Source organism: Stenotrophomonas sp. Ker107b, assembly GCF_053847245.1.
The window spans coordinates 388,854-414,890 of the sequence record NZ_JBSPHX010000001.1 but is presented as its reverse complement, the minus strand read 5'-3'; the positions used below and the strand labels follow the sequence as shown (position 1 = coordinate 414,890).

Below are 26,037 nucleotides of genomic sequence, written 5' to 3'. Positions count from 1 at the left end.
GACCAATGGCGCATGTCCGCAGCGGCACGTGCGGCGTAGCATCGCGGCACTGCCGTCCGTTACAGGAACACCCCGATGTCGATCTGCCGCGCCTTGACCCGCCCTGCCCTGCTGCTGTTCCAGTCGGCATTGCTGATGACGCCGTTGTTGGCCACTGCGCGCGAGGTGGCTGCGCCGGCCGAGCAGGTGGATGCGGATGGGCCCTACGTGTTCCGTACCGCCACCGGGCTGGAGGCGGCCTGGGTGTGCAAGGACCATGTGATCCGCCGCGCGCTGCCGGCGCGCGACGGGGGCACGGTGGTCGCCCCCGAATGCGGCTACCCGCACGCGCTGACCGTGCTGCCACCGCGCACGGCGGAGGTCGCCCGGTTCCCGGCAGCGCCGCGGATCGTCGCGTTGTCGGACATCCACGGGCAGTACGGGCTGCTGGTGAAACTACTGCGCGCCCACCACGTGATCGGCAGTGACGACCGCTGGTCGCTGGGCGACGCCACGCTGGTGGTGGCCGGCGATGTCTTCGACCGCGGGCCGCAGGTCACAGAGGCGTTCTGGCTGCTGTACAGCCTGCAGCAGCAGGCTACGGCCGCGGGCGGCGCGGTGCACTTCGTGCTCGGCAATCACGAGACGATGGTGCTCTACAACGATCTGCGCTACGTCAACCCGAAGTACCTCAGGAGCGCGCAGCTGCTCGGCCGTTCCTACCCCGCGCTGTACGGGCCGGACTCGACCCTCGGGCAGTGGCTGCGCACCCGCCCGGTGCTGCTGCGCATCGGGGACACCCTGTTCCTGCATGGTGGCATCGCACCGGAGAATCTGGATCTGGTGCGCGAGATGGATGCCACCAATGCCGGGTATCAGGCCGCGGTCGGGCTGCCCAAGGAGCAGGTCAAGGCCGCGCCGGACACCGCGCGCCTGTTCGACGGCAAGACCAGTCCGATCTGGTACCGCGGCTACTTCGATGGCCGCATGGACACCGCCCAGGTCCAGACCCTGCTCAAGCAGCTGGACCTCGCCCGCATCGTCGTCGGCCACACCTCGATGCCGCATGTCAGCAGCTTCCATGGCGACCGCATCATCGCCATCGACAGCAGCATCAAGAACGGTGAGAACGGCGAGCTGCTGTTCATCGAGAACGGCACGCTCAGCCGTGGCCTGCTCGATGGCTCGCGGGTGCCGCTGGCCGAAGGCCGGATCGGCGAGAGCGACTGACCGGATTCAACGCGGCGTGTAGATGCGCGAGACCATCCAGCCGCCATGGCTGCGGAAGCGGCCGCTGTCACCGGTCAATGCGAACCGCAGTCCCACGATCCAGGCGCGCCCGGGCGAGCAGTGCCAGTCGCGCGCCTTGCGGTAGGCCTTGCTGAAGGAACGCAGCGGCCCGCGTGACGCATCAGTGGCCGGCTCGGCCCCCGCGTCAGTGGCAGCGTAGTCTGGCGCGCCAGCGGCGCGGGCATCGGGATGGAGATGGTTTGACATGGTGTCCCTTCAATCAATGAGGCCCGGGATCGGCCTCCTGATCGATAAACCGTGAAAACCGTCACCGAACTATCGTCCCCCGGTGTGGCCCTGCCCGTGAGTGGCCAGGCGCTGCTCCAGCGCATTGATACGGCTCAGAAATTCCGATGAGGGAGCCAGCTCCTGCAGGTGTGGACGGGCCCGGGCAATCTGCGCGCGGGCGCCGGCGGCATCACCGTTGTCGAGCAGTGCCTCGGCCAGCGGCACCCGCCACTTGGCGGTGGCGGTGGAATCGGCGCCATAGAAACCGGTGAAGGTCTCCACCAGCTGCGCCGACAGCGGCACCGCCGCCGGGTCGGCACGGCGCTGGGCCAGCAGCGCCTGCTGCATCTGCATGCGCAGCGCCAGCCACGGCGGCAGGGTGGGATGGGCCTGGCCGAACGCCGCCAGCGCCCGGCCGGCCTGGGCATGCTGGCCTGCCCGGATCAGCCATTCGATCTCGACCAGCCGCAGCACCAGCAACTGCGGTGAATCGGCGGGCAGATCGCGCCGCCACAGGGTCGCGACCTGCTGCAGCGGCACCTGCGCCTCGGCCGTCCGGTGGGTACGCAGCAGCAGCCGGGCCAGCACCATCTCCACATCGAGGGTATCGGCGTGCTCGGGGCCGAGAAGGCGCCGATAGCGCGTCAGTGCAGCGCGGTAGTTCTGCTCGGCCTGAGCGTAGTCGCCGCGGGCTTCCTCCATGAGGCCGTGGGCGTACTGCTTGACCGTATAGGCCCGGCTGTCCACGCCATCAACGGCGGCACTGGTCTGCAGGCTGTTGCGGAAGTGCTGATCGGCGGCCTGATAGCGGCCAAGGTCGAGGTACTGGCCCGCCAGCCCGGCCTCGGCCGATGCGGTATAGCTGCTGTTCGCGCCAAACATCTGCCGGGTCAGCGCGAAGCTGCGTTCGGCCAACGCCAGCGCTTCATCGATGCGCCCCTGGTTGAGCAGCGTCGCGGAGAGTGCACGCAGCGCGCGCTGATATTCGGCCCCTTGCACACCGTGCTCGCGCGATGCCTCGGCCAGCGCCTCGCGCAGGATCGCCTCGGCCTTGTCGAGTTCTCCCTGGCTTCGGTAGAGATCGCCGAGGTTGGCCATCGCGGCCATACCGCCACGCTGCAGTGGGGCGCCGTTGCTGCCTCGGCTCAGTGCCAGTGCGGCGCGGAACGCCTGCTCGGCAGACGCGTGTTCTTCCAGCTGCGCATACGCCAGGCCCTGTGCGTTGAGGGCCTTCATCCTGACTGTCGGCACGTCGTCCTTATCAAGCAACGCCAAGGCGCGCTCGGCACTGATCAGCGCGTCCTTGTCACGGCCGGCGCTGAGCTGCTGGGCCGACACGCTGGCCCAGGCATCGGCGATCTCGTGCGCCGCCGCACCGGTACGCACCAGCCCGGCCACACTGTCGCGCAGCAGGGTCTCGGCATCCTGGGGTTGGCCCAGGTTCTGGTAGGCCCGCCCCAGCGCAGCCTGCATGCGTGCGCGCAGCGCGGGCGACACGCTACTGTCATGCTCGATGCGGCGTGCGCCCAGATCGAGCACCTCACGGGCGGTCATCGGGGTGCCGTTGCGCAGGCCGGGGTCGGCCGCATCGAAGGCGGCCACCAGGACATCGGCAATGCCAGCGGCAGCCAAAGCGTTCTGCTCGGCCTGGCGGCGGGCCTCGCTCAGGCGCAGCACGAACACCACCACCATCGCCGCCACCAGCGCAGCGACCAGGCCGACGCGCCACTGCCGTCGCAGCAGCAGGCGTGCGCGATGCCAACGGCTGGGGCGACGCGCGCGTACCGGGCGATGCGCCAGATACCGTTCCAGGTCTTCAGCCAGCGCCTCGGCAGAGGCATAGCGTTCGACCGGGTCGGCCGCGCGCGCCTTCGCCGCGATAGCGCGCAGGTCGGCCGGCACCGCGCGGCCATGGCCCTGGGCGCGACCGCTGAGCAGGGCATCCAGCATCACGCCCAGGCCGTAGACATCGCCGGCGATGCTGGCCGGTCGCCCGGCCAGCCGTTCCGGACTGGCGTAGGCCGGCGTGAGGTAGTCCACGGCATCACCGGCGTCACCCAGCAGATGGGCGATGCCGAAATCCAGCAGCACCGGCTGCCCATCGGGCCGCACCAGCACGTTGGCCGGCTTGAGGTCGCAGTGCACCACCGATTGCGAATGCGCAGCCTGCACCGCGCGGCAGATCTGCGAGAACAGCTGCAGGCGCGCCGCCAGCGGCAGGCCGAGAGTGCTGCAGGCCACGTCCAGCGGCTCGCCCTGCACGTACTCCATCACCAGATACGGCTGACCTCCCTCGGCCACGCCGACGTCGTACAACCGGGCGATATGCGGGTGCTGCAGGTCCGCCAGGATCTGGCTTTCACTGGCCAGCCGCGTGGCCAGCACCGGATCGTACGTGCGGCGCATCAGCTTGATGGCGACCTCACGCCGGTACAGCGCGTCGGCGCGCTCGGCCAGGAACACCACCCCCATCCCGCCGACCGCCAGCAACCGGCTCAGTCGCCACGGCCCGAGCCGCTGCCCGACCAAGGCGGACGGGTCGTCCATATCGGCCATGACCGCCGCGAGCGCCTGTTCGATCCGCCCCAGATCCCCGGTCTGCGCGTGCAGCAGTTGCAGCGTCTCGTCGATCGCAGCCGGGTCATCGCACAGGTCGCGCAGCGCCGGGCGCCAGCGCGCCTCGGGCAGATCACAGACTGCATCGAACAGTCCTCGCACCGTCTGCCAGCGGGCAGCGTCGGTCATGCGCGGGTCGCCGGCCCGGCCAGGTGTCGGTTCAACCACGCTTTGGCAAAGCGCAGATCGCGGTCGACCGTGGGCACCGACACGTCCAGCGCCATGGCGATCTCTTCGCGACCCATGCCGCCGAAGTACATCCATTCCACCGTCCGCGCCGCGCGCGGATCCAGCGCGGTCAGTTCCTCCAACGCCCGGTTCAAGGCCAGCACCTCGAAGGCATCGTGGTCGGGGCTGACCTCCAGGTCGGCGGAGGACAGGGTCAGATTGACCACACCACCGCCGCGCTTGGAGGCGGCCATCGCACGGGCATGATCGACCAGCACGCTGCGCATCTTCAGGGCCGCCAAGGATAGGAAGTGCACGCGGTCGCGGTAAGCGACCTCACCGTCGATCATCCGCATCAGCGCTTCGTGCACGAGCACCGTCGGTTGCAGTACGCCATCCCGGGGATTGCCCAGCCGCGCCACGGCCATGCCGCGCAACTGCGTATAGAGCAACGCAAGCAGTTGATCGCGGGCGGCAATGTCCTGCTGCTCGCTCCAGCGGCGCAACAGGCAGGTGACCTCCTGGCGCTCGGCAACAGGAGGTGTCGCATCAAAAGACATGGAGGACGTTATCCGTGCGTCACAGCAGGCATCGAACACGCAGTATCGGCGACGGCCCTCTTGCACGCAATGCGACACATGTCGCACACTTGCGACACCTCGCCACACCGGGATCGCCATGTCCGTGCCACCTACCCCTTCCAATGCCGAACTGGAGCTGCTCAAAGCGTTGTGGCGCCAAGGAGCCTGCAGTGCGCGCGAAGTCCATAACGGGGCCGCCGACGCGCTCGACTGGTCCTACTCCTCCACCCGCAAGACGCTTGAGCGCATGGTCGACAAGGGTCTGGTGGAGGAAACCGTCGAGCATGGGTTGAACATGTACCGCGCGAAGGTGGGCAAGGTCGCCACGCTGGCTGCGCTCAGCACCGACTTCGCCCGCCGGGTGCTGGAGATCGATGGCGCGTTGCCGGCACAGGCGTTCGCCGACAGCCGCCTGCTCAGCGAGCAGGAGCTGCAGCAGTTGGATGCGCTGCTGCGCGCGCCCGCCAAGGACGACCCGGAATGAGCCTGCCGACCCTGGGGTTCTGGGTGGTGCACGCCGCTGGCGCCCTGGCCGGTGGCGGGTTGGCCTGGGCAGCCGGCCAGCGCCTGCATCGGTGGTTGGGCCTCTCCCACGCCGCGTATGGCTACTGGATGGGGTTGTGGCTGTTGGCGGTGATGCCGGTACTGCTGTCCGCGGCAGTAGCGCTGTGGGCGCCCGCCCCGCTGGTGGCGTTGCCAGCGGCCTTGATCATGCCGCTGCCGGTCGCGCTGGACCTGGGCGATGCCGGTGCGGCAGGCGTTGCAGACGTTGCCGCCGCGTGGGCACCTCCGTCCGCCGCCACGTGGCTGGCTGTGCTCTATGCCATCGGTGCCGGTGTCGCACTGCTGCGCGTGCTGGTCGGCACGCGGCGCACCGGCCAGCTGTGCCGTGCGACCACGCCGATCACAACGGCGGCGTGGCCGGGTCCACGCAGCCGTGCTGCAGCACGGCGTCTGCTGGCGGCGGGCATCACGTGCCGGGGCAGTGTGCTGCCGGTGAGCCCGTTCGCGGTGCGCTGGCCACAGCCCTTGATCGTGCTCCCTGCCTCGGCATTGGATCAACTGGACGATCGTGCGCTGTGCCTGATCCTCGGCCATGAAGCGGCCCATCTTGCGCGCCGCGATCCGCAGCGCGCCGGACTGATGGCGGTGTTCAATGCGCTGCTGTGGTTCAACCCGTTCCTGCTTCGGATCAGCGCACGCGTGCAGTTGGCGACCGAGCTGCGCTGTGACGCACATGCGCTCGCCGAAGATGTACACGGTGGGCGCGACTTCGCCGCGGCGTATGTCCGCACGCTGCGGCTGACCGCAGCGACCCACACGCCATCCACTGCACTGACCCACCGCGACCTGGCCGGACATGAAGTCCGCATCCGCCACATGTTGCACGGCGACGGCGCACGACCGCTGTCGGGACCACGCCGCGTCCTGCTGCTGGGCAGTGCGCTGCTGACCGGCGGCCTGCTGCTGGTGATGCAGGCCAGTACCGCACGTCCGCTGCGGGAGGCTGCTGTCGGTGCCGACCCGATCCGCGTTGCAACGACGGTTACCGCACTGCCGCTGCCGCCGGTACGCGACACCCCTGCCGGGGTCCGGTTCCAGGCCCCGTTGGCCGCACCCCGCATCACCAGCCCGTTCGGCGATACCGGCAGCATCCGGCAACGTGCGCACCGCGGCACCGATTTCGGTTCTCGCCCAGGCACGCCGGTACTGGCCCCTGCGGATGGTCGCGTTGTCGCTGCCACGACCGCCTACCCGGACGGTCCCCAGTACGGCACCGTGGTGGTGATCGACCATGGCCAAGGCTGGCAGACGTTGTATGCGCACCTGCAGGGCGTGGACGTGGCGGTTGGCCAGCAGGTGCACACCGGCGAGCAGATCGCACGGGTCGGCAGCACCGGACGCGTGACCGGCCCACATCTGCATCTGGAGATGCTGCGCGATGGTGAGCGCGTCGATCCGCAGGCATACCTGCCATGACCCGCTAAGCCGCTCCCCGAACCACCGCTGCATTTCGTTTTCCTGGCCACAGGAGGGGCGCGTATTGCCCGGCGAAATGCGAACTCTGCCCTTCTGCACGGATCGCCCATGACTCCTTCGTTCCGCATCGTCCTGGCCCTGGCCCCGCTATGCACCGCGTTCTCGAGCGCTGCGCAGTCACTGCCTGCGCCAGCGGCCCCGCCGACCACCGCGCTGGACACCGTGCAGGTGCAGGCGCAGGCCTACGACATCCGCCGCGATGACACCGCCACCCGGATCGTGGTCGGCAGCGAAACACTGCGCCAGTACGGCGACCTCGGCCTGGTCGATGCGCTCAAGCGTCTGCCTGGCATCACCGTCGGCACCGGCGCCCCCGGCCGCACCGGCGCGCTGTCGCTGCGCGGGTTGGGCGCGGGCTACACGCAGATCCTGCTCAATGGCCAGAAGGCGCCCACCGGCTTCGATCTGGATTCACTCACCCCGGAGATGGTCGAGCGGGTGGAGATCCTTCGTGCGCCAACGGCCGACCAGCGTGGCGAGGCGATCGCCGGTTCGATCAACATCGTGCTGGCCGCTGGGGCACGCAAGGATACCGAGCAGCTATCGTTGGCCTGGGGCAACAGCCAGGGACGGAACACGCCGTCGATCAGCTGGCAGCGCAACCGGCGCGCCGGCCATCGCAGCAGCGCGATCACCGCGACCGCATCGCGCCGCGCGTTCCTCGTTGAAGAAACCGGCACCGAACGTGCGTGGGACCCACAGGGGACGCCGACGGTGTTGCGCGACACCGCCCTGCGTGCCAGCGGAACGCGCGATGTGCTTTCGCTGGCCCCCAGCCTGGAAACCACGCTGGAGAACGGCGACACCCTTGCATTGCAGGCGGTGGTCGATGCCAGCCGCTTCGACCGCGTCACCGACATCGACTGGATGACCTCGCTCGGTGCCCCGCTGCGCACGACGCGGTACCAGCAACGCACGCGCATCGACGTCGCACAGGCCAACGGCAGCGCAACGTGGACACGTGCGTTCGAGCTGGGCGGCACGTTCACCACCAAGCTGCGCCTGGGCGGCAACCGCGAGCGCTATACCTACCGCGAGCAGGGCTACGCACTGGAGGGGCAACAGAACCTGCAGGACCATACCGATGCGCGACTGACCGTGCGCGACCTCAACAGCACCGGCAAGTACACCCTGCCAGCCAGCGGACGACATGCACTACAGTTGGGTTGGGAAGGCAGCGAGGACCGTCGTGATGAGTCACGGATGCAGCGCCTGCTGCCGGTCGGCGATGAAGCGGCGTGGTTCAGTGACCTGGCCTTCGACGCCCGCATCCGGCGGCTGGCGCTGTACGCGCAGGACGACATCACCCTCAGCGAGCGCTGGTCGGTCTATGCCGGGGCGCGCTGGGAGCAGATCACGACGCGCAGTGAGGGCAGCGGGTTCAGCGGCATCCACCGACGTGAGCAGGTGCTTTCGCCGGTGCTGCAGTCGCTCTGGAAACTCCCCGGCACCCCAGGCGATCAGCTGCGCATCGCGCTGACCCGCACCTACCGCTCACCCACGCTGGCCTCGCTGATCCCGCGTCCGTACACCTCCACCAACAACCGCCCACTCAATCCCGACGAGCGCGGCAACCCGGCGCTGCGCCCGGAGTTGGCGACCGGGATGGACCTGTCCTATGAGACCTACGGCAAGGACGGCACGCAGCTCAGCCTGGGGGGCTATGTCCGCCGTATCACCCATGTGATCCGTACCGAAACCCACCTGCAGGACGGGCGCTGGGTGGCCTCACCGGTGAACGGCGGCACGGCGATGACCTGGGGCGTGGAGATGGATACTGCGTTGCGCCTGCCGCAGCTGATCGCCGGCGCACCGGATGTAGCGCTCCGCTTCAATGCGACCGCCAACGATTCGCGCGTGGAGGATGTGCCCGGCCCCGACAACCGCCTCGATGAGCAGGTGCGCTTCAGCAGCACGCTCGGGGCGGACCGTCAGATCCGCTCGGGGTGGACCGTGGGCGGCAGTTACACCTACCGTACCGGCGGCACGGTACAGATCAGCCCGGGCCAATTCGAGATCGCCAGCTATGGGCGCGAGCTGGACCTCTACTCGCTGTGGACGCTGGGCACACGCGGCAAACTGCGGTTGAGCCTCAGTAATGCGCTGCACCGGACATTGCATACCGGGCAATCGCGGGTCAGCGACGATGGCACCGAGCAGCTGCGACGCCAGCGCAAGGCGTCACCGCTGTGGCGCCTGCAACTGGAGCTGCCGCTCTGATCAACCCGGCTGGCGGCTGGCCTCGGTCATCGCCGGCAGCGCGCGCACACGGCCCGGCTTGCTCGGGAAGGCATGGCGCACGATCCGCCACATCACCTGGCCGAACTGGCGCGGCAGCGACCCGGTGTTGTAGTGCTGGCCGTAGCGCGCGCAGATCTCCTTCACCTCGACCGCGATCGCCGCGTAGCGGTTGGCCGGAATGTCCGGGTAGAAGTGGTGCTCGATCTGGTGGCTGAGGTTGCCCGACAGGACGTTCATCAGCTTGCCACCGGTCAGGTTGGACGAACCGCGCAGCTGGCGCAGATACCAGTGGCCGCGACTCTCATCGCGCACGCATTCCTTCGGGAACGTCTCGGCCTCGGCGGTGAAATGACCACAGAAGATGATCACGTAGGTCCACACGTTGCGGATCAGGTTGGCGACCACATTGCCCAGCAGCACCGGCAGGAAGAACGGACCGGCCAGTGCCGGGAACAGCAGGTAGTCCTTGAACATCTGCTTGCCCATCTTGCGGCCGACCGGACGGAACTGCTTGCCCAGCTGCTTGAGCGTCATCTTGCCGGCAAACACACGGCCCAGGCGCAGGTCCTGGATCGCGATGCCCCATTCGAACAGCAGCGCGAACACCACCGCGACGACCGGCTGCATCAGGTAGAACGGGCGCCACCGCTGCTCGGGGAAAATGCGCAGCAGCCCATAACCGATATCGTCGTCCAGCCCGCGCACATTGGTGTAGGTGTGGTGGCGGAAGTTGTGGGTCTTGCGCCAGGCGTCGGCGGTGCCGACGATATCCCACTCGTACGTGCTGCCCTGCAACTGCGGATCGCCCATCCAGTCGTACTGGCCATGGATGACGTTGTGCGCCAGCTCCATGTTTTCCAGGATCTTGGACAGCGCCAGCATCACCACACCGGCAATCCACGCCGGGATCAGCACGCTGTGCACGAAGGCACCGAGGAACAGCAGCGCGCGGCCGGCCACGCCGGTCCAGCGCACCGCGGCAACGACGCGACGGATGTAGCGCGCATCGCGCGCACCGAGCGTGGCCAGCTGGCGCGCGCGCAGTGCATCGAGTTCATCGCCGAAGGCCTGCAGTTCGGCCGGGGACAGCGCGCGGTTGTGCACGGAAGACATGGTCACAGCTCCAGGATCAGGTCGGTGCTGGCGCTGTTCACGCACAGCTTTACTTGCGTGGCCGGTTCGGCCGCGTGTTCGCCGGTCAAGGTATGGCGGGTGACGCCGGATACCTTGCCGCAGACACAGGTATTGCAGATGCCCATGCGGCAGCCACTGGCCGGGCGCAGCCCTTCGGCCTCCAGCGCCTGCAGCAGCGAGGTGCCGCGCGGCAGCGAGAGCGTGCGGCCACTGCGACGCAGTTCGACCTGCACCGTGCCCGTTTCCACCTCCGGCAGCACCGGTGGGGTGAAGGCCTCGGACTGCAGCGACGCAACCTGGCCCTGCAGCCGCGCCTGCGCTGCATCGACGAAGCCACCCGGGCCGCACACCAGGGTGCAGGCGGTGCTCAGATCGCCCAGTGCGTCGAAGGCGAAGGCATCCACGCGCGACGCCGGGGCAGCGGGGTCGCGGGTCAGCGCGATATGCAGGTCGAACGACGGATGGCGTTCTGCCATCGCGGCGAGCTCCTCGGCGAAGCAGAGTTCTTCGCGGCGGCGTGCCCAGTACACCAGATCCACCTTGCCCTGCATGCCGGCGCCATCGAGCTGGCGCAGCAGTGCGCGCATCGGGGTGATGCCGCTGCCGGCGGCCAGCAACAGCAGGCGCTCAGCGGAGGCTGCGGGCAGGGTCATCTCACCGAACGCCTGGCCCAGTTCGAATACCTCACCCGTTACCGCGGCATGGGCCAGATGCTGGCTGACCGCACCGCCGGCGATCGCTTTGACGGTGATCGCCAAGCGTCCGTCGGCCAGCACGGTCGGGCTGTAACTGCGCGACAGGCGGCGGCCATCGACTTCTACACCGAGGGTGACGTGCTGGCCCGGCAGCAGACCGCGGAAATGACGGTTGGGCTTGAGGACCAGCGTCACGGCATCGGCGCTTTCGGCGGTGCGCGACGCCAGGCGGGCCAACGGGCGACGCAGCGTCCACAGCGGATGCAGGCGGGTACCCCAGAAGTCGAACAGCTCCTCGGAGACCCAGCGGCGGGGGCTGGCGGCGTGACGGCGGGCGGCAATGCGCGGGACGGTGCTCATGCTGCGCACTATACGGCCGAGCATACGACTGTGTATACAGTTGTATATTGCTGGGACGGGCTATGATTCAGGGACTTGACTGCCCTGCCCCCGATGACCTCCCCAGACCTGCCCCTGTCCGCCTCCGACGACGCCCATCCCGCGCGCAAAGCCTCCATCTCGCGTGAGGATCTGCTGGCCGCGGCATTGGCCCTCATCGGGCCGCACCGCAGCGTCTCCACGCTGAGCCTGCGCGAGGTCGCGCGTGAAGCCGGGATCGCCCCGAACTCGTTCTACCGTCAGTTCCGCGACATGGACGAACTCACCGTGGCGCTGATCGACCTGGCCGGGCGCTCGCTGCGCACGATCATCGGCGAGGCCCGCCAGCGCGCGGCCTCCTCGGACCGCAGCGTGATCCGGCTGTCGGTGGAGACCTTCATGGAGCAGCTGCGTGCCGATGACCGCCTGCTGCATGTGCTGCTGCGTGAAGGCACGGCCGGCTCGGATGCGTTCAAGCACGCGGTTGATCGCGAACTGAATTACTTCGAAGACGAACTGCGGGTCGACCTGATCCGCCTGGCGGCCGCCGACGGCGCGCGCCTGCACGAGCCGGCACTGGCCTCCAAGGCCATCACCCGGCTGGTCTTTGCCATGGGCGCCACCGCGGTGGACCTGCCGCCGGAAAAAGACCCTGAACTGATCGATCAGCTGACACAGATGCTGCGGATGATCATCACCGGGGCGCGCACCCTGGCCGGCAGTCCGCCGCTGCGCTGACGCCGCGCAGTAGACCAACGTCCCCGTTTTACGAGGTGCCGGAGCGCAGGCCACACCCTTCGCGGTGCGACGCTGCGCCGCACCAATTTCGATTGACACCGGGTGTCAGGCGCTAATAAAGTGTGAAACTCCTCACAAACGTAACTCCGTCACTGTCTGCCGGCTGCGTCTCGGGAATTGGGGTCCTGAGCGCATCCAGGCGTACCAGGGACACCCGCCTGCAGGCCGTGCGCCTGTCGTGCCGCGTGTCGCAGTGACGGCTCCAGGCCCCAGGGAAGGCAGGCGTTGATGGATACCGTAGTGGCACCTCGTTCGCGGCGCGGCATGCGCGGCTTCACGCTGCTTGAGCTGATGGTGGTGGTGGCGATCGTCGCCATCCTGGCCGCGATTGCCCTGCCTGCGTACTCCCGCTATGTGATTCGCTCGAAGATCCGGCTGGCGCAGAGCGACCTGCTGGCCCTCTCGGCCAACGCCGAGAACTTCCGCCAGCGCACCCTCAGCTATCCCGGCAGCGCGGAGGTTGCCCAGCGCGGCTGGACGCCGGCCGCCAGTGCAGCCGATTTCAGCTTCGACTACACGGCCAAGACGGGAGGCTACACCCTGACCGCCACGGCCGGCTCAACCTTGGGCAAAGCGAGCGGGTGCGTGCTCAGCCTGGACGATGCCAACTCCCGCAGCGTCGGCAGCGAATGCGCCGCTGTCGGCATCAGCAGCTGGTAACCGCGGTGCGTCCCTCCCGCGCGCGCGGCGTCACCCTGATCGAACTGATGATCGGGTTGTTCATCATGGCGATGCTCCTGATGGCGGCGATGCCGTTTGGCGCCCATTGGGTCAACAGCAACCGGCAGATGGAGGCACGCAGCCTGCTGTGGGAGGGCGTTTCGCAGGCCCGCGCGATGGCGCTGCGCAATCCATCAGCCCGCCGCGCCACCGAACCGGCCGCGATGCTCCGGTTGCGCGCGGGCACGCTGGAAGTGATGGTCACCGGCGCGGATGCCCCGTCATGGTCTGCGCCGGTCCGGACCGGCGTGTGCTTCAAACTCACCGATCTGGATGGCTTTGCGGATGCCGATGCGCTGGCCGGCAGTGGCAATCCAGACTTTGACTGCGTCACCTTCGATTCCCGTGGCGTACGTCTGCCTGGCGCCGACGGCTGCACCGATAGCGACGTCGCACTGGGCCGGATCGCGGTCGGTCTCTCCAGCCAGGATCCGCTCTATGTCGATATGCTCTAAGCCGCCCCGCGGCCCTCGCTTCCAGCGCGGCGACATGCTGCTTGAGGCCCTGGTGGCGGTGCTGATCACCTCGTTGATCGCCGGGGGCCTGGCCCACGTCCAGTCACGACTGATGGCCAACCAACGCGCGACCAAGGTCGAACGCCTGGTGGTCGGTCAACTGCGTGAGCAGTTGCAGAATGGCGGTACCGGTCTGTGCGGCAGCGGGACGATAGCGCTCGCACTGTCCAGTGATCTCACCCGCCAGGCCCAGGTGGAATGCGGTACCGCGCCGCAGATCAACGTGGCATTGGCCGGCACCGTGATGCCGGTGGAAGCCCCCCGCGAAGTGGGGCTGAGCGTGCGCGCGGCCGATCTGGAGCTGGAGGGCGACGATGCCGGCGAGCACGCCGCCGATCTGCTGGTGTCCAGTCGCCAATGAACGGACACATGACACGGCGCCGCCAACGCGGCCAAAGCCTGATCAGCATGATGGTCGGCCTGGTGATCTCGCTGCTGACCATCGCGGCGATGCTGGTGCTCTACAAGAACATGATCGAAGCGTCGGGCAATGCATCGCGCTCGGCGCTGCGCGATGGCCAGGTCGCCTCGGCGCTGCTGGCCGCGCAGATCGAACTGCAGGAAGCTGGCTTCGGCATTCCCGCCGAGGACACCTTGGCCAGTCGCCTGACGATCAGCGCTGAAGGCAAGCAGATCGCGTGGCGCTTCAAGCACGAGCTGAATCAGGCCGACCAATGCGCCGGGCTGCGGCTGGTCGATACTGCGGCCGACGGCGCACCTGCGCGCGGCTTTTACCGGCTGCCGCCGAAACTCTGCAGCAGTGCAACGGCCGCGACCTGGAGCGATGCAGAGTGGCAACCCGTCGCCGCCGAAGCCGCCTTCTTCGAGCCAAGCCAGAAAGATGGCAGTGCATTTGCCAGCGATGAACGCGAAATCGGCGCGTTGACACTGCGCGGTGCCAGCGGCGGTGACGGCTATCAATTTGTCGCCGTACCCGATGCCTGCCTGCCGTTCAAACAGCAGGACACCATCGAGCGCACCGGCCAGCGCGTGATCCTGCGCCAGGCCAGCGACGACGTGCTGTTCTCCGTGTGCCTGCCCAACCTCACCGTGCCCCCCGCCGCATGACCAGGATGTCCGCGATGAATCATCTCTCCCGGCGCACACGCGCCCGCAGGAGCTGTGCGCCTGGCCCTGCACGCCAAAAGGGCATGGCCACGTTGTGGATCGTCCTGATGGTCGGCCTCGCCGTCTCGGTGACGGTGGCCGCATCGATCTACTCACTGCGTGGCAACCAGCAGCGCCAGATCACCACCCACTCGGTCACCTCGGCACAGGCCGCCGCCTGGCGCGGCGTGGAAGTCGTGCGCCGCTACCTGCTGGCCGTGGATCCGGCGACGATGGCCGGTTGGGCCAGCGGCAGCGGTGGGCTTGCGATGCCGGCCACCATCAGTGGCATGGCATCCATCGGCATTCCCGACGGCAATGCACAGATCACCGCGCTCAGTGGCGCCAGCGGCAACTATCAGATCGCCGCCACGATCACCGCACTGGCCGGCAGCGGCTCCACCACCACCAGCGCCACGGTCGAAGTGCTGTATGACGTGACCCCGGGTGGGAGCAGCACGCCCAGCTCGCCGGTCTGCGCGACCATCCCCGCCGCACCGATGGTGTTCAACGGCGACCTCAACATCACCGGTGGCTCGCTCGGCGTGACCAATCCGGCGGGCTTTGAGAACATCGCCGTCGCTGGAAGCATCAACCTCACCGGCGCCAGCCAGGCCACCATCTCCGGTTGCGCCAAGGGCGATGTGACGCTCTCCGGTGGCGGCATTCTGAGCGGGGGCCACCTGCATTCACAGGGCACCATCCGTATCAATCAGATGGGCAATCCGACCGACACCACGTTGTGGGCTCGCAACGTCACGATCGGCAGTGGCGTCAGTGGCGGCCGCTATGCAGCCATCAGGGCCGGCGCCTTCACCGCCAATGTGTACGAAGGTGGGACGCTGGTCGGCACCACGGAGGTCGGCGGCACGTTGCTCCCCACGACCGTGATCGGCGGATTGCCGTGGTCGGTCGGGACAGTGATCCCGGCCAGTAGTGGCCGCATCGTCATCACGCTGACCAGCGGCGACACCTGGCTGCTGGATCTCTCACGCGTCACGATCGATGCCGGCAGCGGCGTCATCAGCGGTGCGTCCTCGGCCCAGCACCTGAGCGGCAGCTCCACCACCCCGCTGCCGGACCAGCTCGGCTTCCGTTCGACGTCCATCGCCGGTGGCACGATCAGCCTGGCAACACTCACCATCGATCAGCTCTGGGGCCACTACCTGTCCATCAGTGGCTGGGGCGGGCGTTACACCACGATACTGGCCAATGGCGATGTGGATATCGTCACCGGCACCATCGGTACGCTGGTCGGCGGCCGTGACATCACGGCGACGCAGGCCGGCCTGTACTGGAGTTTTCCAACCGTCAGCACCGGTAACGTGGCCGGCGATCTGAAGTATGGCGGCGCGCGGCAGACCGTGCCCGATACAGGCATGGCGATGCAGGGGCTGCGCACGCGCCAGACCGGCACCAGCCCAGGCCTACCGGGCATCCCCTTCTGCGACACCCGCGTGGATGCGATCGATGTCAGCACCTACCGCGATGGTGCCAACTACATCTTCGAATGGCTGGAAGGCGCTCCGCATCTGACCATCCGCAATGTGCGCAACCGGGCCGGCCAGTCGATGGATGGCACCTACAACCTGGCCACCCAGGACGTCCGCCGGCTGCCCGCCAACGGTGCGCAGTTCCTGACCTGCAACTGGAACCAGGCCGAGAACGGCGCCGCGCACTGCTTCCGCGACAAGACCGCGACCAGTGCATGGACCATCACCGGGCTGACCCACCTGCCGCGCGGCGTGTTCTGGTTCGACAACGCGCTCAAGATCGACGGTACCCAGTTGCGTGATGCCGATGGCAACCGCGATCTGCTCACCACCTTGATTGCGAAGGACTACGTCACGCTGACCCAATCCGGTCATGACAAGCTGATCGCCCCCAACTTCTCCACGCCGGCACTGATCTGCGACGGCGACTACTACCCGGGCAACCTGTGCGACAAGACCGGGGCTGCATCGCAGTTCACCGAATGGACCGATGCCGCCGGCGTATCCCATCGCGGCCTGCCGATCGGGAATGTCGCGTTGGTGACGGAAAGCGGCGCGCAGTTGTCCGGGTGGCAGATCCACGGCAACGTCATCCTCGGCTCCACCTTGGCGACCGCCGCGCAGACCACGGTGATCCACGGCAGCCTGACGGTCGGCACCAACAACCCCGGCAGCGCCACCACAGTGCAGCAGGGGGGCGCCGAGGTCATCGTGCCGCAGGACCGCGACAATCACTACAACCCGGGGATCTGTGAAGCGCCGGCGGTCACGCCCGGCGGCCCGGCAGCGGCGACCGTGCGCTGGAGCCGGTATCGCTGACCTCGATACCCGTTCATGGAAAAGGCGACCCGAGGGTCGCCTTTTCCGTAAAGCGCCGACAGATCGGCGCGACGTTATGACCGGGCATCGCTATCAGCGATATTGACGCTCGCAGCGACGCTCGACCACGCGATCGCCGTTCTTGGACTGCTGATTGCCCTGGATCTGACGGCCTGCGGCACCACCGGCCACGGCACCGGCAACCGTCGCCAGCTTCTTGCCGTTGCCGCCACCCACCTGGTTACCTAGCAGACCACCCACGACCGCACCGGTGGCGGTGCCGGTGATGCGGTTGGGATCCTTGGAATTACGCTGGACCTCGACGTTGTGGCACACCACTTTGCTGCCGTCGTTGAAGCGGCGTCCTTCGTCCTTCGGGCCATAGGTCTGGGCCCCGGCGACGGCCGATACGGCGAGCAGACTGCCCAAGCACAACACGCGGATGCTCGTCTTCATGGTCGATCCCTGTTTATGGAACATGGGCCGAGTGTCTGCCTGCCGGCGGCAAGCCCGGGTGAATTTGCGTCCACGCCGCGTCAACGCCGTCGGCGGTGTTCAGGCCGCAGCCATCCAACCGCCAGCGCTTACAACCGCTCGCGGATCGTCTGCCGCAACGCCTCCAGATCCTTGGCGAACGCATCGATACCACTCGCCAGCTTCTCCGTGGCCATCGGATCGGCCGCCAGATCCGCCGCAAACCGCGCCCCATCGATCGGCGTCACCTGCACAGGCTCGGCCGCACCGGCCACCAGCCTGCGCGGCAGCGCACCGTGATCGGCGTCCAGCTTTTCCAGCAGATCCGGCGAAATCGTCAGACGATCGCAGCCCGCCAGCGCCTCGATCTGCGCCGTCGAACGGAACGACGCGCCCATCACCACCGTCGGCGAACCGCGGCGCTTGAACTCGGCATACACGCCGCGCACGAACACCACACCCGAGTCTTCATCGATGGTGGCCGGCGCCTGCCCGTTGGCCACGTACCAATCCAGGATGCGGCCCACGAACGGCGAAATCAGGAACGCCCCGGCCTCGCTGCACGCCAAGGCCTGGGTCGGATTGAAGATCAGCGTCAGGTTGCAGTCGATCCCCTCGGCCTGCAGCTGACGCGCCGCGTCCACGCCTTCCCAGGTCGCCGCGATCTTGATCAGCACCTTGCTGCGCGGCACACCGGCCGCCTCGTACATCGCGATGAACTGGCGCGCCTTGGCAACCGTCGCCGCCGTATCGTGGGCCTGGTCCGCATCGACCTCGGTCGAGACACGGCCCGGCACCAGCGTACTGAGCAGCGTGCCCACGCCCACGGTCAGCCGATCGGCCACCGCGTGCACGATGGTCTCGCGCTCACCCGCCTGCTCACGACCCCAGGCCAGCGCGTTCTCGATCAGATCGGCGTACACCGGCAGATCCAGCGCCTTCTTCACCAAGGTGGGATTGGTCGTGCAATCGACCGGCTTCAATCGCTTGATCGCCTCGACATCGCCGGTATCGGCGACCACCACGGACAGATCACGCAGCTGGGCGAGTTTGGACAGCGAAGACATGGAGAGGTCCTTGGCATCAATCATCAGAGGAAGCGTCAAGCAGCGCGCTGATCGCCGCCGTGTCCTGGTCGAACACCGGCGCGGCGAACGGCTCCGGGCCGGGTGTGCGGCCGAACACGATCGGCCGGGTGATGCCGCGGTAGCTGCCCAGCAGCGGGTGCGGCAGCGACGTGACCATCTGCTCGGCCTGCACCTGTGGATGGTCGAACATGTCCTCAACCTGGCGCGCCGCCGCGCACGGCACCTCTTCGCCGAACAACGCCTCCCACGCCAGCGCACTGCGCGTGGCCAGCGCGGCGTGCAGCTGCGGCAGCAATATCTCGGCCTCCGCAGCCCGCTTGCGTACGGTGTCGTACCGCGCGTCGGCCGCCAGTTCCGGCAGCCCGATCCGCTCGCACAATGCCTGCCAGAAGCGCGGGGTATTGGCCGAGACGTACAGGTATCCGTCCGCGGTGGGATGGATGCCGGTGACACCGCCCGAGCGCATATCGCGGCCCACTGCCGCCGGCTCGCCCTCGGCCCAGACCATCCGCGCCGACTGCATCGTCAGCGCACTGCGCAGCAGCGACACGCCCACGAACTGGCCTTCGCCGCTGCGTTCGCGCTCGTAAAGCGCCGATGACACACCGGCCGCCACCAGCGCGGCAGCGTAGTAATCGACCACCGAACCGTACAGGATCTCCGGGGCGCCGCCCGTCTTGCCCTGCATCGTGCACATACCGGTCATGGTCTGCAGCACCTGGTCGTACCCTGCCTTCTCCTTCAACGGCCCCTGCTCGCCATAGCCGGTGACCGAGCAATACACCAGGCGCGGGTTGAGCTTGTGCAGGCTCTCGAAATCGATGCCCAGGCGCACCGGCACGCTCGGCCGGAAGTTGTGCACCAGCACGTCCGCCTCGCGCACCAGGCGCATCAGCACCGCACGCTGGTCAGGCTGCTTCAGGTCCAGCACCACGCCGCGCTTGGAGCGGTTCACACCGAGGAATGCGCGGCTCTCGGCCTCCAGCGTGGAGGGATAGCGCCGCAGGTTGTCGCCGACCGGCGGCTCCACCTTGATCACCTCCGCGCCCTGATCGGCCAGCAGCGTGCAGCCGTAGGGACCGGCAATGTAGGCACTCAGGTCCAGCACACGAATGCCGCTCAACGGTCCGGTGGCACCTTCCCGCTGGGCGATGGCGAATGGAGAACTGGGGTTGCTTCCGGTCATGGTCAATACACTCGATACCTTGATGGAAGTTTCCTCCTGGCCAGCGGGAAGAAACAGATCGTGTGGGTATGTTCTGGGTGGACAAAAAGCACGCTGCGGCGTCGGCGGCGCCACCGCCGCCGAACACCGCCGAGACGTCAGCCCGAAGGCGCCAGCGACAGCCAGCTCAATCGCCAGCTGCCGTGATCGCGTCCACCACACCGGTAGTACGGCTCGAAGGTCAGCGGGCCGCGGCACTCCAGCTGCACGGTGATCGGTGCGCCCTCGCCCGTGTCTTCGCCCACCTGCAGCCATTGCGAGGGGGGCCGGTCCGGCAAGCGCACCGTCTCATCGGTTTTGTACCCGTCGATCAGGCCGGTGGCATACACCAGCGGCCCGTAGCTGAGCCCCACGTACTCCCAGCGCAGGACCTCCTGCGCCACCGGCGAGCCATCCGGCGCGCGCGATTCCTGCACGTTGATGTTGGCCGCCCGGTGCAGGCGTGGCTGCATCGGCAGTTGCACGCAGAGCGTGTCGCCGGACTGCCAGGTGCGCTGCACGTGCACGAACCCGTCCGCGCCCGCCTCGGCCGCCTCGGGCTGCCCATTGACCTCGATCCGTGCACCTGTCGCCCAGCCCGGAATGCGCACGCCGATACTGAACTCGGCGACGCATTCGGGCAGCACGGTGATCGTCACCGTACCGTCGAAGGGGAATCGGGTCGCCTGCAGCAGGGTCACCGCACCGGCCTGCGCGTGCAGCAGCGTGGCCTCGCCCGGCCCGTACAGGTTGACCCGCAGCCCACCATCGGCCGCGATGCCATAGGCCACCTGTGGCAGCTCTTCCACGGCCATCGCGCCGCTGGATTTGCAGCAGCGCCAGTAGGTGGTGTGCACGCGCCGGCCGTTGGGATAGGTGTAGTAGCACCAGTCCTCACCATTGGCGGCCATCGCCGCCAGCAGGTCGTTGTAGGCGGTGCGCTCCAGTTCGTCGGCATAGCGTGCGTGGCCGGTGATGGCCAGCAGCTCACGGTTGAGCTGCATCCACGCCAGTACCGAGCAGGTTTCCACATAGGCCTGCGGGAAGAAAGTGCGTGGCGCGTTGAATACCTCGCGCGACCGGTGCGCCACCCCACCCCACGGCCCGCCGCCCAGCGTGAGGTGCTGCTCGCGGATGTTGTGCCAGAGATGATCGAGCGCCTGGCGATGGTCGTCATGCCCGGTGGCCTTGTACAGCTTGGCCAGCCCGACCAGGTTCCAGCTGAGCTGATACGCCTTGCCGGTCGCGATGAAGGCCGCATCCTCGCCGGCCAGTGCCTTGTCCAGCAGCGCCAACCTCGGGTTGCTGTTGGCCTGCGCCAGGATGCACTCGGCCAGCGCCAGAAAGCGCGGCTCGCCGGTGACCAGATAGAGATCGGCGGCTGGATCCAGCAGTACCGTGGCGGACATGCCGTGGTGGTTGCCCAGCGTGGTGATGTCGATGCCCGATTGCAGCGCCTGCCAGCACAGGTCGGCGATCCTGCACGCGGCCTGCAGGTAGGCCGCGTTGCCAAGCGCGCGCCACGTTTCCAGGAACCCAAGGATCAGATAGCTGTGCGTCCAGATGTCCCAGGTGCGCAGCGCCGGCTCGCCGTTCCAGCTCTCCGGCTTGGGCGGCTGCGGCACGGTGAAGCGGCGCTCAGGCGCATAGTTGCCCAGGTAGCCGTCATCGTCCTGCTGGCTGATCAACCAGTCGGCGACGCGGCGCAACGAGGTCTCGAGCTGCGGCTGCCCGCCCTGCGCCACCGCGCGCGCCGTGGCCGAGAGCCACTTGCCGGCGTGCTCGCCATACCAGTCGCCCTCGTGGTTCTGGTGCTTGTGCGCCTGGCTGAAGATGCTGATCGGCGCGCTGTGCTCATCGACGACGAAGGTGCTCAGGCGCCCACTGCGGTTGGCTGCCAGGGCATCGCCCAGCACACCCTGCAAGGTGACCTGTTGCGGCGGGACCAGCGTCATGCCGCGGGCGGCGGAATGCAGACGGTTCATGTCGCATCCACCACGCAACGGAAGCCGACCGTGCCGGCGCGATCCTTGGACGGGCCCATCAGCAGGTACTTGCCGTGCTGGTCCAGGCGGTAGGCCTGCGGGAAATACCAGTGCGAGGTCTGCGGCTGATAGCTGCTGCCGCCACGCAGTACGGCCGCGCGGGTGTGCGCATCGCTGAATTCATCGGTCCACTGCCACACATTGCCGACCAGATCCTCCACCCCGAACGGGCTGGCTCCCTGCGGATGCGCATCCACATCCGCCGGCGGGGTGAGCCGACGGCCACGATTGACCCGCGGCACGCATGTGGCATCCCACGCGTTGCCCCACGGGTACAGGCGCTCATCGGTGCCCTGCGCGGCGTACTGCCATTCCCACGCATGCGGCAGCCGCTTGCCGGCCCACGCCGCGTACGCGCGCGCGTCCTCGATGGAGACCCAGGTGACGGGCTTGTTGTTCCAGCCCGCACGCGGCGCGCCGTCCTTCCAGTCCACCAGGAAGTTGTGGTCATCGGCCGGCCGGTAGCCGCTGACATCGAGGAAGCGCTTGAACGCGGCGTTGGTGACCGGGTGGCGATCGATGTGGAACGCAGGCAGCGCCATGCGCCGGCGATGGTGACGGCGCGCGCAGTCTTCCCACGGGTACTGCACATCCAGGCCGGCCCAGGTGAAGCCTTCGATCTCGATACCGCCCACCTGGAACAGGAACTCGCCGGCCGGGATCGTGACCATGCCAGCCGGCGCCTCGGCCTGCGGGGGCGTGCTTGCCATCGCCAGCAGCTCCTGCGGAGCGGCCTTCCACGCGGCGGAGTAGCTGTTGAGGGGCTGCTGTGTACGCTCGGCGGTCGCGGCCAGGAAATCGTCCAGACCCTCGACTGCGGTATCGGCAGCCACACTCAGGATCGCGCCGAAGCCGCGCGCTTCCATCGGCAGCGCGATGTACGCCGCGCCGTCAATGATCCGCGGCGTCAACACGCGCCCATGCCACGCATCGTAGTAACGCGTGCCTTGCGCATGCGCCAGCGCGATCTGCTCGCCGTCCACGGCGTACTCGTTGCGGTTGATCAACGTGTGCAGCGCTACCCCCTCGCCCGGGAACCGGCTGGCGAAGATGCCGCCCTGCAGGCAGACCTGGTACGGCTCCCAGTCCATCGAGACCACCAGCTGCGGGAACTGCCGGTACAGGGTGGCAATCCGGCGCAGCGCTTCACCGTCGCGCGGGGTGAACTGGTTCCAGACGCCCCAGATGTTCTCCCAGGCGTTGTAGCCGATGCCGTTGAAGAAGCAGTACTGCAGGTCGTGATTGCGGTTTCGACCCCAGCGGTTCTCGTAGTTGACCATATGGCGGGGCTCCAGCCACTTCCACTTGGACACCGGCGGCACCGGGCCATCGGGCGCCTTCTTGCCCCAGCTCTGCACGTTCCAGATCAACTGCTCTTCGGAACTGATGGTGGATTCGGGCTGCACCACCACTGGATTGCCGCGTGCATCGCAGGCATCGAAGAACGCCCGCGGCACACCGTTGAAGGTGTCACCGTTGATACCATCGGCACCGACCGCCTTGACGATCTCGGCCAGCCCATCCCAGTGCGTCACGCCCGGGTCGCGGGTGCCGTGGTCCCACGGCTTGGCCGGCAGGAACACTTTGACGCCACGCTTCTGGAACGCCTGCACCGCAGTCTTCAATCCCGCCAGGCCGCCGGGCAGGTCATGCGCCAGATCGAACTGGTTGCGGTCATCGATGCCGATGTTGGGGTAGATGTACCAGATCAACACCGAATCCAGCCCGCCGAACCGTGCGGTCAGATCGTCCAGATACCGATCAACGGTGTACTGCCCGGTGGCCGCATCGAAGAAGTAGCGGTCTTCGACCATCATCTGCGCATGTACGAAGTTGCGCTGCGCCCACTGCAGCTCTGGACGACGGTAGTTCACATCCGTGTAGCCGATCCGGACCAGGTGCTCGCGGCGCCAGTCCTTGAGTTCTTCCAGCCAATCACCCGCGCTGGCATTGGCATCGATCATCCAGCTGCCGATATCGGCGAAGGGCCACGCCGGCGCCTTGCCGGGCGTCGGCAGGTAACGCCCGGTGGTCACGTGCGAGAACTTGTACTCGGTGCGGATCGCCTCACGCCCGTAGTCGGCTGCATCGGCGTCGTAGTCGGGGCTCTGATACGGCGTGGTCATGGGCAAGGCATCCAGCAGGAAACGGAAAGGAGGTACATCACTGCGCGCACCCGACTGCCAGCGCGGCATGGGCGGCGGCATCGGGAACGCGCGTGGGATCGGCCAGCAGCGCCTGCACCTCGGCGCGGGTGGGAATGCTCGCCTGTGCGCCCAGGCGGGTGCAGGTCAGCGCGGAGGCTGCGGTGGCGGCCAGCAACGCCTCGGCCATCGGTTGATGGTCCGCCAGCGCAGCGATCAGGGCGCCACAGAAGGTATCGCCAGCCGCAGTGGTGTCCAAGGGGTCGATACGGAAGCCCGGCTGCAGCAGCACCTCGCCGTTCACCCGGGCCAGACAGCCACGCGCACCCAGGGTCACGATCACGCAGGGCACCGGCACGCGCGCCAGTCCCGTGGCCAGGTCCGGGGGATGGCCGGCCACCACGTCCAGCTCACCTTCGTTGACGATCAGCACATCCAGCAGCGCGAGCAGCGCATCGGACAGGACCTGTGCCGGCGCCGCGTTGAGCGCGACCTTGAGCCCGGCCGCACGGGCGCGGCGGGCATAGGCGGTGATGGTGGGCACGGGCGTTTCCAGCTGCAGCAGCAGCCAGCCCACGCCCTCCAGCGCCGGCAGGTGCTCCTCGCGAAGCCCCAGGTTGGCACCGGGCGCGACCGTGATCGCGTTCTCGGCGGTGTCGGCCAGGCAGATGAAGGCAGTGCCGGTGGGCAGCGCAGGATCGCGCACGGTCGACAGGGCCACACCGGCGTCGCGCAGGGACGCCTCGATCGGTGCGGCGAAATCATCCTCGCCCACAGCCAGCAGCATCCGTGCCGGCACACCGCCGGCCCGCGCACAGGCCACGGCCTGGTTGGCGCCTTTTCCACCGGGGAACGTGCTGAAGCCACGGCCCAGCACCGTCTCACCGGGCGCCGGCACATGCGTGGCGCGCACCACGAAATCGAGATTGGCCGAGCCGGCGACAAGGACGGTGGAACGTGCCGCACTACTCATGGGTCTATCGCCTCATCAACGCGGTTGTAGAACGTCGTACTGATGCGCGGCAGATCGTCATTGCCGCCGGGCAGATGCTGCAGCATCAGAATCGCGACCAGGCGGCGTGCCGGGTCGATCGTGTAATAGGTCGAGGCCGCGCCCGACCAGCCGAACGCGCCCACCGAAGCGGTGCGTCCTTTCAGGGCCGGATCCAGCAACACCGAACCGCCCAGGCCGAAGCCCTCGGCATCGCTGAACTCGGTCACCGGCCGGGGCAAGGCGGTGTACACCAGCTGGTTCTGCATCATCAGGGCCACGGTGGACGGTCGAAGCAACTGCACCTCGCCAAAGCGGCCGCCGTCCAGCAGCATCTGCGCGAACCGGCCATAGTCGCCGGCCGTGGAATACAGACCACCGGCACCGCTTGGATAGGGCCGGAGCGCACTGCCGGGCACCCGCGCATGCACCTCACCGGCGAGCACCAGATCACCGTGCTCGCCCATGGTGGTCAGCGCCACCACGCGTGCGCGATCACGCACCGGCACCACGAACCCGGTGTCGCGCATGTCCAGCGGGCGGAAGATGCGCTGTTGCAGGAACTGCTCGAACGGCAGGCCACCCACCACTTCCACCAGTCGCGAGAGGACCTCGATGGAGGTGCTGTCGTAACGGAAGCGTGTGCCCGGCTCGGTCGCCAGTGGCACGCGGGCCAAGCGCGTGGTGTAGGTGGCCAGGCTGTCCGCGGCCTGCACCTGCTGGTGTTCCAGCAGCTCGGTGACGGCCTCGAATCCTTCCCCACCCGCTGCGAAACCGGCGGTATGGGTGAGCAGATGTCGTACGGTCAGCGTCTGCCTCGCCGGCCGCAGCTGTGGCGCCGCGGCGGTGCCCCCGGTGAAGACCTGCAGGCGTGAGAACTCAGGGAGATGGCGCGCCACCGGATCATCCAGATCCAGCCGACCCTCTTCCACCAGCATCAAGGCGGCCACCGAGGCCACCGTTTTGGTCATCGAGTAGAGGCGGAAAATGCTGTCACGCTGCATGGGCGTGGCATGCGCCAGATCCTGCCAACCGTAGGCGGCGTCATGCACGATGCGGCCGTCGTGAATCACCAGCGCGACCGCGCCGGTGTAGCCCTGGCGGCCGGTCGATTCGTGGAGGAGAGCATCGACCGCCGGCAGCCGTGGCGGTGAGGCGGGACGTTCCGGCAACGACGCCGCAGCCTGTCCCACCGCCAGCATCAGCCACGCGAGGACGGCCAGGCGTGCCCGGGGGCGGCAATGACGGGCGTGGGCCGGTCCGTGCGATGGCCAGTACATCCGCTCTCC

22 protein-coding genes are annotated in these 26,037 nt (G+C 67.9%); 10 read left to right on the top strand and 12 right to left on the bottom strand.

Annotated features, from left to right (window positions below):
* The first annotated feature begins 75 nt into the window (after positions 1–75).
* Entirely contained in the window at positions 76–1,209 is a 1,134-nt protein-coding gene (locus tag ACWV8V_RS02060) for a metallophosphoesterase (RefSeq protein ID WP_455898818.1), read from the top strand.
* Positions 1,210–1,215: 6 nt separating this feature from the next.
* Here the strand turns inward: ACWV8V_RS02060 and ACWV8V_RS02055 are convergent, their stop codons facing one another.
* The 3 genes from ACWV8V_RS02055 to ACWV8V_RS02045 form a co-directional block, all read right to left on the bottom strand.
* Complete coding sequence (locus tag ACWV8V_RS02055; RefSeq protein WP_455898817.1) at positions 1,216–1,476, bottom strand: hypothetical protein; 261 nt, start codon at positions 1,474–1,476, stop codon at positions 1,216–1,218.
* 69 nt (positions 1,477–1,545) lie between these two features.
* Positions 1,546–4,242 (bottom strand): protein kinase domain-containing protein, encoded by a 2,697-nt coding sequence (locus ACWV8V_RS02050; protein WP_455898816.1) that lies wholly within the window; start codon positions 4,240–4,242, stop codon positions 1,546–1,548.
* Entirely contained in the window at positions 4,239–4,841 is a 603-nt protein-coding gene (locus ACWV8V_RS02045; RefSeq protein ID WP_259260092.1) for an ECF-type sigma factor, read from the bottom strand. The genes ACWV8V_RS02050 and ACWV8V_RS02045 overlap by 4 nt, the downstream gene beginning before the upstream one ends.
* Positions 4,842–4,959: 118 nt before the next feature.
* Between ACWV8V_RS02045 and ACWV8V_RS02040 the strand changes: the two genes are divergently transcribed.
* From ACWV8V_RS02040 to ACWV8V_RS02030, 3 genes are all read left to right on the top strand, one after another.
* A complete protein-coding gene (locus ACWV8V_RS02040) occupies positions 4,960–5,346 on the top strand; it encodes a BlaI/MecI/CopY family transcriptional regulator (protein ID WP_123728703.1) in 387 nt (128 codons plus the stop codon).
* Positions 5,343–6,842 (top strand): peptidoglycan DD-metalloendopeptidase family protein, encoded by a 1,500-nt coding sequence (locus tag ACWV8V_RS02035; protein ID WP_455898815.1) that lies wholly within the window; start codon positions 5,343–5,345, stop codon positions 6,840–6,842. Before ACWV8V_RS02040 ends, ACWV8V_RS02035 begins: the two co-directional genes overlap by 4 nt.
* A 108-nt stretch (positions 6,843–6,950) precedes the next feature.
* On the top strand, positions 6,951–9,122 hold the full coding sequence (locus ACWV8V_RS02030; RefSeq protein ID WP_455898814.1) for a TonB-dependent receptor plug domain-containing protein: 2,172 nt from the start codon (positions 6,951–6,953) through the stop codon (positions 9,120–9,122).
* Here ACWV8V_RS02030 and ACWV8V_RS02025 read toward each other — a convergent pair whose 3' ends face one another.
* Both ACWV8V_RS02025 and ACWV8V_RS02020 read right to left on the bottom strand, forming a co-directional pair.
* The gene (locus ACWV8V_RS02025; RefSeq protein ID WP_455898813.1) at positions 9,123–10,256 is read right to left on the bottom strand and encodes a fatty acid desaturase family protein; all 1,134 of its coding nucleotides are present in this window, start codon (positions 10,254–10,256) and stop codon (positions 9,123–9,125) included.
* 2 nt (positions 10,257–10,258) lie between these two features.
* Positions 10,259–11,332 carry a ferredoxin reductase gene (locus tag ACWV8V_RS02020; protein ID WP_259260087.1) on the bottom strand — a complete coding sequence of 358 codons (1,074 nt, stop codon included), beginning with the start codon at positions 11,330–11,332 and terminating at the stop codon, positions 10,259–10,261.
* A 93-nt stretch (positions 11,333–11,425) separates the two neighbouring features.
* On the opposite strand from ACWV8V_RS02020, the gene fabR reads away from it, so the two are divergent.
* The 6 genes from fabR (at position 11,426) to ACWV8V_RS01990 (ending at position 16,802) form a co-directional block, all read left to right on the top strand.
* Positions 11,426–12,088, top strand: coding sequence for an HTH-type transcriptional repressor FabR (gene fabR / locus ACWV8V_RS02015; RefSeq protein ID WP_259260425.1), 663 nt, complete (start codon positions 11,426–11,428; stop codon positions 12,086–12,088).
* 288 nt (positions 12,089–12,376) lie between these two features.
* Positions 12,377–12,808 carry a type IV pilin protein gene (locus ACWV8V_RS02010; protein ID WP_455898812.1) on the top strand — a complete coding sequence of 144 codons (432 nt, stop codon included), beginning with the start codon at positions 12,377–12,379 and terminating at the stop codon, positions 12,806–12,808.
* Positions 12,809–12,813: 5 nt separating this feature from the next.
* Positions 12,814–13,323 carry a pilus assembly FimT family protein gene (locus ACWV8V_RS02005; protein ID WP_455898811.1) on the top strand — a complete coding sequence of 170 codons (510 nt, stop codon included), beginning with the start codon at positions 12,814–12,816 and terminating at the stop codon, positions 13,321–13,323.
* The gene (locus ACWV8V_RS02000) at positions 13,307–13,744 is read left to right on the top strand and encodes a type IV pilus modification PilV family protein (RefSeq protein WP_455898810.1); all 438 of its coding nucleotides are present in this window, start codon (positions 13,307–13,309) and stop codon (positions 13,742–13,744) included. Before ACWV8V_RS02005 ends, ACWV8V_RS02000 begins: the two co-directional genes overlap by 17 nt.
* 8 nt (positions 13,745–13,752) lie before the next feature.
* Positions 13,753–14,451, top strand: a complete 699-nt coding sequence (locus ACWV8V_RS01995) for a PilW family protein (RefSeq protein WP_455898809.1) — start codon at positions 13,753–13,755, stop codon at positions 14,449–14,451.
* 107 nt (positions 14,452–14,558) lie between these two features.
* Positions 14,559–16,802 carry a hypothetical protein gene (locus tag ACWV8V_RS01990; protein ID WP_455898808.1) on the top strand — a complete coding sequence of 748 codons (2,244 nt, stop codon included), beginning with the start codon at positions 14,559–14,561 and terminating at the stop codon, positions 16,800–16,802.
* A 93-nt stretch (positions 16,803–16,895) separates the two neighbouring features.
* On the opposite strand, the gene ACWV8V_RS01985 is transcribed toward ACWV8V_RS01990, so the two are convergent.
* From ACWV8V_RS01985 to ACWV8V_RS01955, 7 genes are all read right to left on the bottom strand, one after another.
* Positions 16,896–17,258 (bottom strand): glycine zipper 2TM domain-containing protein, encoded by a 363-nt coding sequence (locus tag ACWV8V_RS01985; protein WP_019184476.1) that lies wholly within the window; start codon positions 17,256–17,258, stop codon positions 16,896–16,898.
* Between the two features lie 128 nt (positions 17,259–17,386).
* Complete coding sequence (locus ACWV8V_RS01980; protein ID WP_455898807.1) at positions 17,387–18,343, bottom strand: transaldolase; 957 nt, start codon at positions 18,341–18,343, stop codon at positions 17,387–17,389.
* A 16-nt stretch (positions 18,344–18,359) separates the two neighbouring features.
* On the bottom strand, positions 18,360–19,550 hold the full coding sequence (locus ACWV8V_RS01975) for a CaiB/BaiF CoA transferase family protein (RefSeq protein ID WP_346468793.1): 1,191 nt from the start codon (positions 19,548–19,550) through the stop codon (positions 18,360–18,362).
* A 137-nt stretch (positions 19,551–19,687) separates the two neighbouring features.
* Complete coding sequence (locus ACWV8V_RS01970; RefSeq protein ID WP_455898806.1) at positions 19,688–21,553, bottom strand: glycoside hydrolase family 127 protein; 1,866 nt, start codon at positions 21,551–21,553, stop codon at positions 19,688–19,690.
* Positions 21,550–23,739: a formylglycine-generating enzyme family protein gene (locus ACWV8V_RS01965; RefSeq protein WP_455898805.1), complete on the bottom strand. Its 2,190-nt coding sequence runs from the start codon at positions 23,737–23,739 to the stop codon at positions 21,550–21,552. The genes ACWV8V_RS01970 and ACWV8V_RS01965 overlap by 4 nt, the downstream gene beginning before the upstream one ends.
* Positions 23,740–23,776: 37 nt before the next feature.
* Positions 23,777–24,730 carry a ribokinase gene (locus ACWV8V_RS01960; RefSeq protein ID WP_455898804.1) on the bottom strand — a complete coding sequence of 318 codons (954 nt, stop codon included), beginning with the start codon at positions 24,728–24,730 and terminating at the stop codon, positions 23,777–23,779.
* On the bottom strand, positions 24,727–26,028 hold the full coding sequence (locus ACWV8V_RS01955; protein WP_455898803.1) for a serine hydrolase domain-containing protein: 1,302 nt from the start codon (positions 26,026–26,028) through the stop codon (positions 24,727–24,729). Before ACWV8V_RS01955 ends, ACWV8V_RS01960 begins: the two co-directional genes overlap by 4 nt.
* Between the last annotated feature and the right edge of the window lie 9 nt (positions 26,029–26,037).

Bases quoted from the DNA above. Each gene is read 5' to 3' on its own strand.
- ACWV8V_RS02060 (WP_455898818.1), top strand. From the start codon at position 76: ATGTCGATCTGCCGCGCCTTGACCCGCCCTGCCCTGCTGCTGTTCCAG.
- ACWV8V_RS02055 (WP_455898817.1), bottom strand. From the start codon at position 1,476: ATGTCAAACCATCTCCATCCCGATGCCCGCGCCGCTGGCGCGCCAGAC.
- ACWV8V_RS02050 (WP_455898816.1), bottom strand. From the start codon at position 4,242: ATGACCGACGCTGCCCGCTGGCAGACGGTGCGAGGACTGTTCGATGCA.
- ACWV8V_RS02045 (WP_259260092.1), bottom strand. From the start codon at position 4,841: ATGTCTTTTGATGCGACACCTCCTGTTGCCGAGCGCCAGGAGGTCACC.
- ACWV8V_RS02040 (WP_123728703.1), top strand. From the start codon at position 4,960: ATGTCCGTGCCACCTACCCCTTCCAATGCCGAACTGGAGCTGCTCAAA.
- ACWV8V_RS02035 (WP_455898815.1), top strand. From the start codon at position 5,343: ATGAGCCTGCCGACCCTGGGGTTCTGGGTGGTGCACGCCGCTGGCGCC.
- ACWV8V_RS02030 (WP_455898814.1), top strand. From the start codon at position 6,951: ATGACTCCTTCGTTCCGCATCGTCCTGGCCCTGGCCCCGCTATGCACC.
- ACWV8V_RS02025 (WP_455898813.1), bottom strand. From the start codon at position 10,256: ATGTCTTCCGTGCACAACCGCGCGCTGTCCCCGGCCGAACTGCAGGCC.
- ACWV8V_RS02020 (WP_259260087.1), bottom strand. From the start codon at position 11,332: ATGAGCACCGTCCCGCGCATTGCCGCCCGCCGTCACGCCGCCAGCCCC.
- fabR (WP_259260425.1), top strand. From the start codon at position 11,426: ATGACCTCCCCAGACCTGCCCCTGTCCGCCTCCGACGACGCCCATCCC.
- ACWV8V_RS02010 (WP_455898812.1), top strand. From the start codon at position 12,377: ATGGATACCGTAGTGGCACCTCGTTCGCGGCGCGGCATGCGCGGCTTC.
- ACWV8V_RS02000 (WP_455898810.1), top strand. From the start codon at position 13,307: ATGTCGATATGCTCTAAGCCGCCCCGCGGCCCTCGCTTCCAGCGCGGC.
- ACWV8V_RS01995 (WP_455898809.1), top strand. From the start codon at position 13,753: ATGACACGGCGCCGCCAACGCGGCCAAAGCCTGATCAGCATGATGGTC.
- ACWV8V_RS01990 (WP_455898808.1), top strand. From the start codon at position 14,559: ATGGTCGGCCTCGCCGTCTCGGTGACGGTGGCCGCATCGATCTACTCA.
- ACWV8V_RS01985 (WP_019184476.1), bottom strand. From the start codon at position 17,258: ATGAAGACGAGCATCCGCGTGTTGTGCTTGGGCAGTCTGCTCGCCGTA.
- ACWV8V_RS01980 (WP_455898807.1), bottom strand. From the start codon at position 18,343: ATGTCTTCGCTGTCCAAACTCGCCCAGCTGCGTGATCTGTCCGTGGTG.
- ACWV8V_RS01975 (WP_346468793.1), bottom strand. From the start codon at position 19,550: ATGACCGGAAGCAACCCCAGTTCTCCATTCGCCATCGCCCAGCGGGAA.
- ACWV8V_RS01970 (WP_455898806.1), bottom strand. From the start codon at position 21,553: ATGAACCGTCTGCATTCCGCCGCCCGCGGCATGACGCTGGTCCCGCCG.
- ACWV8V_RS01965 (WP_455898805.1), bottom strand. From the start codon at position 23,739: ATGACCACGCCGTATCAGAGCCCCGACTACGACGCCGATGCAGCCGAC.
- ACWV8V_RS01960 (WP_455898804.1), bottom strand. From the start codon at position 24,730: ATGAGTAGTGCGGCACGTTCCACCGTCCTTGTCGCCGGCTCGGCCAAT.
- ACWV8V_RS01955 (WP_455898803.1), bottom strand. From the start codon at position 26,028: ATGTACTGGCCATCGCACGGACCGGCCCACGCCCGTCATTGCCGCCCC.